This window comes from Cysteiniphilum sp. QT6929 (assembly GCF_030035755.1).
In the GTDB taxonomy this organism is placed as follows: domain Bacteria; phylum Pseudomonadota; class Gammaproteobacteria; order Francisellales; family Francisellaceae; genus Caedibacter; species Caedibacter litoralis.
Genome location: NZ_CP103983.1, coordinates 818,396 through 832,645, shown reverse-complemented (window position 1 = coordinate 832,645; position 14,250 = coordinate 818,396). Strand labels below are relative to the sequence as shown.

At 37.9% G+C, this 14,250-nt stretch carries 9 protein-coding genes and 1 pseudogene; 9 read left to right on the top strand and 1 reads right to left on the bottom strand.

Features of this window, described 5'->3' with window-relative positions:
* Nucleotides 1–55: 55 nt before the first annotated feature.
* From NYP54_RS03560 to NYP54_RS03525, 8 genes and pseudogenes are all read left to right on the top strand, one after another.
* Nucleotides 56–1,738 (top strand): TolC family protein, encoded by a 1,683-nt coding sequence (locus NYP54_RS03560; protein ID WP_283157194.1) that lies wholly within the window; start codon nt 56–58, stop codon nt 1,736–1,738.
* Nucleotides 1,739–1,856: 118 nt separating this feature from the next.
* Entirely contained in the window at nt 1,857–5,921 is a 4,065-nt protein-coding gene (locus NYP54_RS03555; RefSeq protein WP_283157193.1) for a hypothetical protein, read from the top strand.
* On the top strand, nt 5,878–6,471 hold the full coding sequence (locus tag NYP54_RS03550; protein ID WP_283157192.1) for a hypothetical protein: 594 nt from the start codon (nt 5,878–5,880) through the stop codon (nt 6,469–6,471). Before NYP54_RS03555 ends, NYP54_RS03550 begins: the two co-directional genes overlap by 44 nt.
* A 431-nt stretch (nt 6,472–6,902) precedes the next feature.
* A complete protein-coding gene (locus tag NYP54_RS03545) occupies nt 6,903–7,541 on the top strand; it encodes a zeta toxin family protein (protein ID WP_157968351.1) in 639 nt (212 codons plus the stop codon).
* An 80-nt stretch (nt 7,542–7,621) separates the two neighbouring features.
* On the top strand, nt 7,622–9,193 hold the full coding sequence (locus tag NYP54_RS03540; RefSeq protein WP_283157191.1) for a hypothetical protein: 1,572 nt from the start codon (nt 7,622–7,624) through the stop codon (nt 9,191–9,193).
* A 44-nt stretch (nt 9,194–9,237) separates the two neighbouring features.
* Entirely contained in the window at nt 9,238–9,780 is a 543-nt protein-coding gene (locus NYP54_RS03535) for a hypothetical protein (protein WP_283157190.1), read from the top strand.
* A 340-nt stretch (nt 9,781–10,120) separates the two neighbouring features.
* Nucleotides 10,121–11,140, top strand: a pseudogene (locus NYP54_RS03530) (transposase).
* Nucleotides 11,141–11,601: 461 nt separating this feature from the next.
* Entirely contained in the window at nt 11,602–12,345 is a 744-nt protein-coding gene (locus NYP54_RS03525) for a hypothetical protein (protein ID WP_150468882.1), read from the top strand.
* A 22-nt stretch (nt 12,346–12,367) separates the two neighbouring features.
* On the opposite strand, the gene NYP54_RS03520 is transcribed toward NYP54_RS03525, so the two are convergent.
* Complete coding sequence (locus NYP54_RS03520; RefSeq protein WP_117002912.1) at nt 12,368–13,189, bottom strand: hypothetical protein; 822 nt, start codon at nt 13,187–13,189, stop codon at nt 12,368–12,370.
* Nucleotides 13,190–13,476: 287 nt separating this feature from the next.
* Between NYP54_RS03520 and NYP54_RS03515 the strand changes: the two genes are divergently transcribed.
* Nucleotides 13,477–14,229, top strand: a complete 753-nt coding sequence (locus NYP54_RS03515) for a hypothetical protein (RefSeq protein WP_117002913.1) — start codon at nt 13,477–13,479, stop codon at nt 14,227–14,229.
* Nucleotides 14,230–14,250 lie beyond the last annotated feature (21 nt).

Here is a 14,250-nt window from a genome sequence, read left to right as displayed (position 1 = left end):
GGTATCAATCGAGGATAAAGTTAAATAATCTCATATGAATGGAGCGTAGGTTATCATGGATATTAATCAGACCTTAACGTATCGCAAGATCAAACCTTTACTATGGTTATTGACAGGCAGCCTGATATTATCTGGCTGCAGTATTACGCCAAAGGCAATTACTCATGAGGTTCAGTTAAATAATACTTACAAGGGATTGCATGAGGTAATAGCGAATCAACAACAGATAAATCATACAGTCACACTGGCTGAAGCAATTGCACGAACACTGAAGTATAACCTTGACCATAAGGTACAACAGGCACAGCTTATGTTGGAGTCGGGCAATTTAAAAGCCGCCTATATGGAAATGCTTCCCGCATTTAATGCCGGTGTTGATTATAGTTTTAGAAATAATGACTTAATTCAAAATCTAGTTGACTCAAATGGTCAGGTTACGCCAGGGCAGCAGAGCTTTACACCGCGTGAGGTTATTAATCAATCTTACGGGTTACAGTGGAGTTTACTTGATTTGGGGTTAAGTTATACCAGAGCGCAACAGCAGGCCAACCGCGTGATGATTGCTGAAGAAGAAAGACGGCGGGTAACACAGCAATTAATTCAGGAGGTTGTCTCTGCTTATTGGAAGGCATGGACTGCACAATCGATGAAAGAGGAGGTGAATACGTTTAAAGCTAAAGCAGAACTTGCCTTACAAAGATCAAAAGAAGCTTCTGAAAAGAAAGCCAATACACCACAAATTGAGTTAGATTATCAACAGGTATTAATTAAAGCGATTCGTAAAATTAATCAGTTAAATGCGCAAATTACTGATGCCAAAGCAACACTCATTAGGTTAATGAATGCCAAACCTAGCAGTGAGCTTGAGTTAGAAAGTCCAACAAGTGATTTGATGAACTTGCCAAATATATCACCGCAGTTTGAAAAAATGGACACTTTAGCACTTGTTTATCGTCCTGAATTGCGTCAAGCATCTTATCAAGCTGAAATTGCCAAAAAAGGGATTCAAGCAGCGATTATTAATATGCTGCCTGGTATTGATTTCACCTTTGGATACAATGCCACGAATAACGAATTTATGAAAAACCAATACTGGTGGGGTGGCAATATTGGTGCGTCTCTTAACCTAATTCAAACAGTATTAACCGGACCCTATGCGATTAGTCTTGCCAATCAAACACACAGTTTCGAGCAATTAAAGCAAATAGCAACAACGATTACGGTATTAACACAGGTGCGTATAGCTTACACCAATTATTTATTATGGCAAGAAGATGCAAGCTATGCGGTTCAGGAAGCCAAGATATCGATGGCATTATTTGAGCATGCTGAAAAGCTTGAACAAGCGAATCAGGGCAATGAACAGATCACTATTCGCCGTGGTATTGAAGCGATTTCAGCACAATTTGATAAGGATGTCGCACTTGCCAGAGCGCATGAGGCATTATCTAAACTTTATCAATCGATTGGTTTAGATGTTTTACCTGCAGATGCCCGTTACTTACCACTTGATAAGCTTGAGCAAAAAATTGAAGTCTTGTTAAAAGATCAAAGTACAGGAACGTTTAATCAAGAAGTTGATAAGGCATACGATGCACTGAAACCAACTTTAGAGAAAATCAAAAGTGAAATGCTATTAGAAAAATCAAGCAAACCGCAGGCAGTTAAGCAGGAACAGAAAGAGCAAGAGCAAGAGCAAAAGAAGCCTGCTAGTAATCAAGCAGGTCAAAAAGTTTAAAGAGTAAATTTGAAAAATCGATGGAGTAGTATGGATAAACTGGCTGAGTATTTTGAAGTTATGCCAAGGGTATCCAACTTAATAAGAGGCTAATTTGAAATCACTATAGGAGTTTATTATGTGCGCCAAGTTTTTATTATTGAAAGTAAAAAGATATACCACGTGTATTATCTATTCGTTATTAGTTTTACTACTTCTCTCTGGCTGTAGTAGTAAATCAGGTAGCACGGCACCAACAGGCGGACAAACGGCTCTTTCTGTGTTATCAGATAATGCAGTGCTCCAAGGTAATACCCTATCAATAGCGGTTTCTTTGGCATCCTTTTCATCCAGCATCAGTAGTTTAAAAGTGGGCGCAGATGAAACTAATTCAAATGATTATGCAACTGACGTGCTCTTAAATTTTGTGAACATTAATAATACCAATAAATTTAATGTGAGTTATTCAGGAGCATGTAGTCCGCTAGTGTTTGGAGCAGATTGTATCATTTTGGTGACACCAAACTCATCTGCTTTGCCACTAGCTGGGCAAACGATCGAGTATACGATTTCGGCTAAAATTAATGGTCAAACCATTACAAGTAGTATTAAAAATTTTACGTTGGAGACTCTGGATACATCAATTAGTGCCATTAATAACCTAGGTGCAGGGCAATCAGCTATCTTGACGATTACCAATAACTCAAATTTTAATATCAATTTAACCGGCTCTTCATTTTCCTCCAACAATACTAAGTTAACATTTTCTAATAACACATGCATACCATCATTAGCACCTCAGACATCGTGTCAAATCACGATGAGTGCTGATAACAGTGCTACTTCAGAAAACTCTGATATATTATTAGCAACAGCTAATGGTATTCATCTTATTAGTGCGATTGTACCTGTTGTGCGTCCCGCTATCCAAATTTCACCCTCAAGTAATATTTCGCTATCTCCTAATGATTCAACGGTGATTACAATTGAAAATCTATCGCCTGTACCAGTATTTGGGTTGGCAGTTAATATTACTAATCCAGCAGGCGTGACTCACATAACTAATTGTACAAGTGAGTTGGCAGCATTAAGCGCATGCACAATTACGCTTATTGCTGGAGCAAGTCCTAGCAATACTGGAATCATTAATATCTCTGGTAATAATACTAATGGCGCAGTAAAAAGCAATATTTCTGCATCAACACCCTTGTTACTTACGGTCACACCATCAACTAATCATTTCACGACTAATAGTATTGCTAATCAACAGCTTATTCTAACGTTAGAAAATAGCTCATCCACTGTGACTATAAATAACCTTACGGTTTCAACAACACTACCGAATAATTTGGTGGTAGTTCCTTTTGTCAGTAGCTGTAGCAATTTTTATAGCAATTCCCTACCTCCGAGTACCACTTGTCAATATATTCTAGACTACTTACCTGGTGTTATTGCATCACCCTTAATGCAAAGTGTTGATATACAGGTTAGTGGTAATGGTACACAAAGTGTATTAAAGCAAGTCAGCATTAGTAATTACCCTTCTTTTTACACCATACCTCAAAACGCACTTTTGACTCACCAAGGAATTGCTGACTTGAATATCCGTAGCGTTTTTGAGTCTGATAATGTTATTTATGCTGCAACCAGTGGTGGGCTATCTATTTCAACTGACGATGGCGTAACGTGGATTAATAAAACAACTGCCGATGGCTTAATAAGCAATAAACTTGAGAAAATATTTGTTTCAGGCACTAATATCTATATAGCTACAGATAGAGGACTATCAATTTCTACCAACAGTGGCAGTAGCTGGGTTAATAAGACAACTGTAGATGGGCTGGCTAGTAATACTATTCGGGGTGTTTTTTCCATCGCCAATACTATTTATGCTGCAACCAGTGGTGGATTATCTATTTCTACTGATGGTGGTAGTACATGGTCGAATAAAACAACCATCAATGGCTTGGGCAGTAATTCTATTAATGATGTTTTTGCTGCTGGAAGTAATGTTTATGCCGCAACCAGTGGTGGATTATCTATTTCCACGGACGGAGGTAATACATGGTCGAATAAAACAACTGTTGATGGCTTAGCTAATAATTCTATTAATGGCATTTTTGCTGCTGGAAGTAATGTTTATGCCGCAACCAGTGGTGGATTGTCTATTTCTACTGATGGCGGTAGTACATGGTCAAATAAAACAACCATTAATGGCTTAGGCAGTAACGCTATCAATGATGTTTTTGCTGTTGGAAGTAATGTTTATGCCGCAACCAGTGGTGGATTGTCTATTTCTACTGATGGCGGCAATACATGGATCAATAAAACCACGGCTGACAATCTAGGAGGAAATGCTATTTTCAGTGCCTTTGCTACAGGTAATTCAGTGTTTGCAGGGACAACTGGTGGGCTCTCTATCTCAACTGATAATGGGAGCACATGGATTAATAAAACAGCAGCTAATGGGTTAGCAAATAATGATGTTAATAGTAGTTATGCAACAGGTAAAAATGTTTATGCTGCTACTACAAATGGCTTATTCATCTCCACTGATAATGGGCTTACATGGGTTGCTAAAACAACATCTGATGGATTGATCGATAATTATATTTATGGTGTTTTTGCTGAGGGGGATACTATTTATGCTGCGTTAAATGGTGCGTTATCAATTTCAACTGACGGTGGTACAACATGGGTTAATAAAACAACCGCTAATGGGTTGATTAGCAATAATATCTATGGTGTTTTTGCTGCTGGGAATACTATTTATGCCGCAACCAATGGTGGATTATCTATTTCCACTGACGGTGGTACAACATGGTCAAATAAAACAGTTGCCGATGGCTTAGGGAATAACATTGTTTATGGCGTTTTTGCCTCTGGCAGTAATGTTTATGCTGCAACTCATAGTGGATTATCTATTTCTACTGACGGAGGTAATACATGGTCAAACAAAACAGTTGCCGATGGTTTAGGAAACAACAGAATTTATGGAGTTATTGCTTCAGGCAGTAATGTTTATGCTGCCACTATTGGTGGTGTGTCAATTTCAACCAATAATGGTGGTGTATGGATTAACAAAACGACAGCTGATGGATTAGGAAGTAATTTTATTCGTAGTATATTTGCGATAGCGGATACGATTTATGCCGCAACTGATAGTGGATTATCGCTATCAATTAATGGTGGCACCTCATGGATTAATCAAACAACAGCAAATGGGCTAGGGAATAATAGTATTAATCATATTTTTATTGCAGGTGGGAATATTTATGCCGCTAGCTCCAATGGGTTATCCATTTCAACCATTGCAGGAATCTCTTGGATAAATAAAACAACAACTAATGGTTTGGGAGACAATGCTGTTTATGAAACCTTTGTTTCTGGCAATAAAATTTATGCAGCAACAGGTGGTGGGCTATCCATATCAACAGATCAAGGTAGCACATGGGTCAATAAAAATTCAGCGGATGGACTTGGTTCTGATCTTGTTGAAAGCGTTTTTGTTTCAGGCAACTACATTTATGCCGCAACAGATCATGGTCTGTCAATTTCAACAGATAATGGAAACACATGGATCACTAAAACCATTGCCGATGGATTAATAGATGATGGCGTTACACGGGTGTTTGTTTTTGGTCGTAATATCTATGCTATAACAGGTAGTGGATTATCAATGTCAACTGATGGTGGTAGCACTTGGATTAGCAAGACAACCGCCAATGGACTAGCAAGTAACAATATTAAAGCTGCTTTTGAATCCGAAAATAAGGTGTATGTAGCAATGTTTGGTGGTTTAGCAATTTCAACGGATAATGGCAACACCTGGGTGAATAAAACAACAGCTGATGGCTTAGGCAATAATTTAGTGAGTCATGTTTTTGTTTCAGGCAATACGGTTTATGCCTCTACCATCATTGGTGGTTTATCGATTTCAACAGATGGTGGTAACACTTGGATCAATAAGACAACTGCTAACGGTTTAGCAAGTAATAACATTCGTTATACCTTTGCTTTAGGCAATACAATTTATGCTTCTACCAATGTTGGTTTATCGATCTCAACAGATGGTGGCAACACATGGATCAATAAGACAACTGCTGATGGTTTGGGTGATAATCTCTGTAATGGGATCTTTGTTATAGGCAGTAATGTTTATGTGGCAACACAAGGTGGCTTGTCTATTTCAGCGAATAAGTGACAATACTGCCATTGATGAGTCAGAATGGACATTGTTAACCGATCGCGTTAAAGACTTACTCCATGGCGCTGAGCATGCGCCATTGAGTGTTGATGATCATATCGAAGCAGAAGCACGTCGCTTAAGCGCTCTGGTGATTAAAAAGCACGGTGAAGCGTTATTTAATACAACACCAGCAGAATCACACTATGAGCAAGTAGATATTTCCTCTGTTGAATCCTCTGATATTAAAAGTATTGGTGCCGAAAGCCTTGTCCACAAAGCAGCGCAAGACCTGCATTTGCCACAGGTTCTAAGCACATGTGGTTTATCCAATAGCGAGTGCCAAGACGCGCTAGCCACGATTTTAGCGCGCACATTGTACCCTGCCAGTGAGGTGAGGACGTGTGAAGTTTTAAAAACCAAAAGCGCACTAGATGAGGTGCTACAGACTGATTTTAGCACCTTACACAAGAATCGCCTGTACCGTATTTCGGATGTTCTGTTAAAGTCTAAAGATGCCATTGAAGAAGCCTTATACCAAAGAGGGGAAAACCTTACATATTCGTAAGTCAGCTAAACCCAATCATGATCAGGCTAAGATTTATAAAGCCTGTAATGCACCAGCTATTCCACTAAAGCAGATCATCACAACGCTATAACGCATCGATCACGTCTTCACAAAAAAAACAAAAAATCAAAAAACACAAAAAATCTGTAGCGCCTTAACTCAACTTTGTGTATGGCGCAAAGCATTATACTATCTACATTTCAGAAATTTTGCTTACCAAGTTGGGGATAGCCTTGGTATAGTGCTTGCAAACTGTTTTGAAATTCAAATGGAATTAAATCAACAACCATGGTGAATAAGGCGCTATTAGCAATAAACTATTGTTTAAGTGCTTATCTACTCATAAATTGTTGAAGTAACCTTGGGTTACTATATAAATATCAATTGCTTTGTATAATATTTGATTAATGAAGGAATGGAAACAACTCAACATGGCACGACTTATTTTATTGGTGGGTGCTTGCAGTGCGGGGAAAAGCTCGACTGCAAAAGCACTACAAAACTTAATGGATGAACCGAATATTCATCTTGGGATTGATACGTTTCATCTGGCCATTCCAACGGATAAGTTAGAATTGTCAAAGCCGGATAAAGATTATTTGTATCCAAGGCAATATCAGGAAAATGAGCATACGATGACAGAAATCGTGCATGGTGATATTATCAAGCGCATTAACCTAGCACGTTATGAATCAGTCTGTTGTTTTCTAAACCATGGTATAAGTGTGGTAGCAGATGAGATCTTCTGGCGTTTTGATGATTTCAAGGTGTTTTTAGAGAAGCTTCAAAAATATGAAGTGGTCATGGTTGCTATGCGTGTATCAGATGCGGTGGGTGAAAGTCGCGCGCAAAAACGCATGGAGCAATCCCAAAATTACCAAGATGATTTCCGACCTATTGGCATGAGTCGCGCCTCAAATCATATGACACATGAATATACGCGTTATGATATAGACATAAATACCGATAATAAAACACCAGATGAATGTGCTCAATTGATTTATCATGAGCTACAAGCGATGACACATTTTTCGGCATTCAAGGCACTTTGTCAGCAGTATCTATACTAAAAAAATGTATCAAAGCCATTGATTGGCTAAGTCAGAAAATTCCAATGAATCATAAACCAAGTACGCAAGTAGGAGAATCTATGTATTTATCGTTTAAACAGCAAAAGAAAAAGTTATTAAGCCTATTGGGTGCGGGCATTTTGCTATGCCAGATCTCACAGGGGGAAACACATCAAGAATGGGTTAATCGCGCCATGTTGTTACAATCAGAGATAGGGCAAAACGCGCCATTAAATGCACAGTTTCAGATCGGCACACATAATAGTGGCATTTCGCGTTATTATGTTAGCGATCAAGAGGATGGCATTTCAAAATGTGGCGGATCAGCAGCAGGCACGATGGCATGCGAGGATCCCAATCAAGTGATCAATTTAACGGATCAGTTAAATCAAGGAGCAAGACATATTGAGTTTGACTTGGTGCAGTTATTTCCAGACTATCCATTTAGGGATAAAGGTCATGCTATGTATGAGTGTCATTTTCACATTAAATCAGGAACTTCAGGCGCCGAAGCCCAAGCATTATTAAATAAAGTCGTTTGTCGTTCAGGTGCCCTTAAAGATGGAAATGGTGAACATTACACGCAAAAAATGGCACAAGAGATTAATCAATGGTTAAATGAGCATCCGCATAGTTTGGTATATGTCTATTTAGATATTGGTCAGCTTGGCGTTGTACGCAAGTCCTCACAGGCAACAAGTGATATGAATAACTTTATTAATATGTTAACAGCTAGCTTGTCTGGTAAGGTTTTAAGCAAAGATGATCTAAATAATATCGGGTTTCATATCAATCATGACGGTGCGACCTCATTGCCAGTGAGCAAGCTAACAGCCAATGATGTGATTGGTAAGCTAAAACGTCAGGTGATCATCATTGCCAAATATAATGCATTACATGGTCCATCTGGTGGCGCGGATGAGCGTTTAAACAACCCATATATTTTCTCTCAAGTAACCGATCAAAACGAGGTGGGTATTGCTGGCAATGTACTTAGTTTGCCGCAAGATCCAGGTGTCAGTAACTTTAATGACTGGCAGAAAAAGAGCGAGTTTAACTGCCAAGATTTGCAAAGTCACCTTTATCCTAGTGATGGTGCGCACAATGGCTTATGGGGGATTAATGGCGATGCTACCAAGGCATCAGGTGGGGGAAGTGATGTTATTACTATGGATAATATAAAAGAATTAAGTCAGTGCCCAATTAATTATTTTGCGATGGATAAATTAGCGCAAAATGACCCACGAGTTGAAGCAGCTATTTGGAGTTGGGCAGCAAATTACCCGCAAGCAGTGGTTGATGGTGTGAGTAATTTTGCTCAAATAAAAGTTCAAAATGATAATGCCGCTGTCAATCAAATGGTTAATAATCATGATGTTTCAGAAGCAGGTGTGTTGTGCCGAAGTAATGATTTAGTCAAGCCGCAATGGCGTATTTTAAATGGTTTAACCATTGATTCATCAGCTAGTGCGCAAGTGATATCCGATCAAGCTAAACATTTATGTCAGGCAAGTGGCATGCTATTTGGCACACCAATTAATCCGCAACAAATGCATGATGTATTAAATGTGACTAAGTCACAAAATCAAGGCACGGTGATTTTATTGAATTATCAATATGACGCAAGTCAGCAGCGTTGGATCACTCAGTGATCAATGTTTCTAAATTTACCAACCAAAAACGAAAAGAGGATAATATGTATAAAAGAAAGTTTTTAATGATAGCAGTAATAGGAGTGTTAAGCACAGGTTTTGCTATGGCGCAATCGTCTAAAGAAAATTGTGATGATAAGCATGGAGGGTGTTTGTTGGATGTCAGTATGACTGGAGATAACGCTGAGCATCAGTTTATAATTCGACAGACATGTGGACAAGGTGGAGCAAAGCGTATGCGTTATGCTTCCCCTGCACTTGATCCTGCCTATAATCATGGGGGAGTTTACTATAATTACTATACGCATAATAATAGTAAATTTACTGTAAGTAGTGATAAACCAATGCAGGTAGCCATGGATCGCTGCAAGAAAAATGGTGATCGTATTGCTGGCGGTAGAGGAGAGTTGTTTGCCTATGAAGTTATTGATGTAACAGGAGGAAATCTAAGTTATGGTCGACAATGGCAAGTTAGTTATGCATTTTCGCCAGACTACAACAAGACCTTTTACTCTTATGCGCATTGCAAAGCGATAATGGTAGATACCATTGCGCATACTTGGTACTGCGCAAACCCTAGATATTAGTTTACTTAGAGGGGAAATGAGGTGAATGTTCACCGTTTATATTCAGCATTAATAAATTAATATGCACAAAGAAGTTTTGGGATATTTATTTTGTTGATTGCGATTGGTACGTTATTACTGGACTTAATGGGGGTAGTGGAGGCATGCCCTTATTGCCGCACAGAAAGAATTTGTTTGATAATTATTGGCGTATTATTAATATTATAGGACTTACGCATTGATGACAGCGTGATTATGTGCTAGTTCCCCTGTATACTTACCAAAAATGGATGTTGATAGGCTTTAACCAAGCATGACAAGAGCAATAACACGACCACCAACAGCTCAATGTACGTTACCAATGTATATTGGCTTTCTCATAAGTGAGCCTAAATTTGTTAGCTGTCAGCGCGTCGCTGAAGTCTTGAATATATCACATGACAGCGTTAATCGCTTTTTGCAGAGGGAAAATTACACACCATTAGATTTGTATAATGAGGTCAAGCAAAATATTGGCTCTTGTGGAGGAACGTTAAGTGTCGATGACAGTGTGTTAGATAAGCCTTATGCTCATCACATTTCATATGTGGGACATTTTTATTCCGGAAAGCATCATGCCGTGGTAAAAGGGATTAACTTAATCACATTGTATTATACGGACTCTAATGGACGTAGTTTTCCCGTTAACTATCGCATTTATGACAAAGCTGAAGGCAAAACTAAGAACGATTATTTTTTAGAAATGTTAAGTGAGGTTCTATCGTGGGGGCTGACTCCTGCTTGGGTTACTGGCGATAGCTGGTATAGTTGCGTTAAGAATTTGAAAGCTGTGAAAAACCACAGTTTGGGATTCATGTTTGCACTAGAAAGCAATCGTAAAGTATCTATCCATCAAGGAAAATGGGAGCTTGTCCGTGATTTAGATGTACCTTCGGATGGTTTGTCAGTTTGGTTAAAGGAGTATGGTTATATCAAGCTTTTTAGAACGCACTTAAAAGACCAAGTGAGGCATTATGCTATGGATATGTCATTTCCTGAAGGTCATACTGACGAATCAGAATAGTTGGAAAGTCTAACACGAGTAGAGTTTTCTGAGCTACATGATAAGCATTGGCAAATAGAGCAATACCACAGGATTATTAAACAAGTGTGTCATATTGAGCATTTTCAGGTACGCAATGCATCTTCTGTAAATACACATATTTTTGCAGGCATTTGTGCCTATGTTGCTTTGCAGAGAATGAAGGTTACCGATTTAGTGAAAAACTGCTATGAGTTATCCAGAGAGTTATTTAAAAGTGTCATTGCTAAGTTTGTGACTGAGTTCGCACCATCGATGGAATCGCTACTACCAAAATTCATGCCATCCATCAATGCGTAAGTCCTAATCTTATCTTAGCTTCCCCCATCATTCTTTTTGGTATGGATGTTGCATTTGCGCAATTATTTTTGCATATCAAATTAGGAAGGTTTCCTAATGGGCAGTTTACTGTTTTGGCAGTTTTAGCAGTCTATGCCTTTGTGATTAGCAGCCTTTTCATTCTAAACAGTCTAGTGAGGCATGTGAAAAAGTAACAACGACCATAAAGTTACAGGCAACGCGTTACGTATAAAGCAATAATGATTGATACAATGGCACATACTTGGTGCTGCACAAACCAACGGTATTAAAATCTTGGGCGTTACTGAGAAAGATATTAAGCACGTTCTTGCACGTGACTTATTTTGAGGTAAGATCAAGCCGTAAAACACATAGAATAAAGATCAAAACTGCTTGAATTAATAACTATAAAAGGTGATCATTAGTGCAAGTTTATATTAACAAATCTTCTGATGTTGCCTATGATGTATAACAGTGAGTCTTATGGTGTGATAAGTAGCTATGTCCATTCTGATGAAAAGGATGAGCTTATAGCAAAATTTGCAAAGGACATGCAAGGAAGAGTGATCGCTTGCAATAAAGCATATCTGCACTATGCCGGATTTAGGAAAGAATCTGATCTATTGGGGAAAAGTGCATCACAAGTGCCGTTATGGCGTGATATTTATGAGTTTTGTCTGTTGGGTGAAATGGTTGTTTTAAAAAGTGGCACAAAATACCTTAATATAGAAAATTTTCCGCTGCCATTTGGTGGTTCAAACATAGTAATCACAGAGAAGGAGCCATTATTTATTGAAGGTAGAGTTTGCGGTTTATTAGGGCGTTCTAAACCACTTTTAGGCGATGCGGGTATTACAATAGATAAGAACCCACTAGGTAGAGAAATTATAACGATTAGCAACCGCTACTTTCATACGATTGAATTACCGCTTAAGTTGTTCAAAGTACTGATTTATGCTACTTGGTTTCAACTGGATTATAAGGCAATTGCTGAGCTACTGTTTTGTTCAGAAAGTACAGTGAAAAAGCACTTTAGCACGTTGTATGACTATTTCGTATTGTATAACAAACAAAGAAATCTTTATGAGTTAAAACGGATTGCTAACTTATTTATTAATCAGGTTGTTGTTGATATATGTTTTGATGTCTACAAACGCACCAAACTCAAACGTCCGAACTATACTGTTAAGTTAATATTTGATTGATCGATATACATGTCTGTATGATTTATAGTTGATGGAGATGTTTTAAGCGAATAAATACATAGGCAATAATTTCAGGCATGGATTTTACGAGATGATAGAGTTCATATTTGTTACTACATCCTAGACACTCACGGATGTATTCCAATCGATTTTCAATAGTACGTCTAGATTTTTTGAGGGTTAGAGCAATATCATTGGCATTAATATCACCAAAATAAAGGGCTTTAAGGATTAAAATATCTGTCATTGATAGGCTTTGTATTTCAGGAAATTGAGCAAAGAAGCGATCTAATATTCTAGGAGTGTCACGCAAGGCTATTAAGTCAGCGCTAATATTGCAAGCCTCATAGAAGCTTTTATTGGGGTGAAAAAATGCTTCAAAATCATTCATAATCTTATGTGCTATGTTATGATTCAGTGGTGAGTTTAAGTTGATAAATTCATTGCTAAGTACCCCTAGTAGTGAAATAGATGCATCGAAATTATGCTTAATGAAAATATTATAACTGCCAATGATCGGGTTTTGTTGCATGTAGCGGTCAAATTGCAGTATTCGCTCATTGTTTTTTTGTGTTAAAACATCGGTATAACGACCATATTTTCCAAATCCCAGCATATGTTCGTATACATAGGATTTGTCATGGATCTTGTCGTCAAAGGAATACCAGATCTCAGATACTTCTTTTGACATGAGCGGCAGGTTGTAGACTGTCCCATCTAGTAGTAAATGACTATACCAAGCTTCCTTTGCATAGAGTTCTTGACGTAGACGTTTTTGAAATGACAAAAATTTTCTATAATGACGTTGGTAAACAGTATGGTAGATTTCATCAATAACACTCATAGCTTATGGGGGCTTACTTATTGTTCTATTTGAATAAGGGCATAATTCTAAATTTTCCCATGATTATTTGCGTATTTTGCCTAAAGCAAGATTGGCAAGTGGGCATTCTAGAGTAAGCGGTAGCAATAGGCAAATGAAAAAAGATTAAAAGATCACTTATAGTGTGTTATTTGCACTGATAAGAGTAAAATTACTCTGTCATAAATATTTGTTGAGCAGTATAAATAGCCTGTAAGTTATCATTAAGTTGATGAATTTTAGAGATAAATATATGGGTGATGATAGAAATGCATGGAAATAAGCTAAAGCAAATAATAACTAGTTATGTTGAAATGGTGGATAAAGAGTCAGGAGTTGCCAGATTTGCCAAAGATTTAAATGGGAGAGTTATTGCATGTAACCAGTCGTATTATCAATTAGCAGGCTACTCAAGTGCAGCACAGTTGATAGGAAAGACGGCTGCTGAAGTGAGCGCTTGGCAGAATTTGTATGCATTTTGCATATTGGGTGAGCATATTGTGCTAAAAAGTGGGACTAAATATCTTAATTTAGAACGTTTCCCAGGACCCTTTGGTGAATCTGATCTCGTTGTCACAGAAAAGGAGCCTGTTATTGTTGATGGACGAATTTGTGGCTTGGTTGGGCGATCAAAACCCTTAAATCTTGAGCTTAAAGTAGATATTCGTAAGGATAAATATTTAAGAGAGGTAGTCATAGTTGATAATCGTTATTTTCACACCATTAATTTACCTATCAAGCTTTTTAAAGTTTTGATTTATGCCACTTGGTGGCAATTAGATTATAAAGCAATTGCACAGTTACTTTTTTGTTCAGAAAGTACGGTAAAAAAGCATTTTGGTGCACTGTATGATTATTTTCAACTGTATGACAAACAACGCAACTTATATGAGTTGAAAAAAATTGCGAATCTATTTCTTACGCAAGAAATTGTCGATTTATGTTTTGGTGTCTATAAGAAAAGTAATCTAAGGCGTCCAAATAGTCTATCTAATCTGGCATTTAAATATGCGTGTTTGTGAGATAGGAAGATGGTTGGTTAA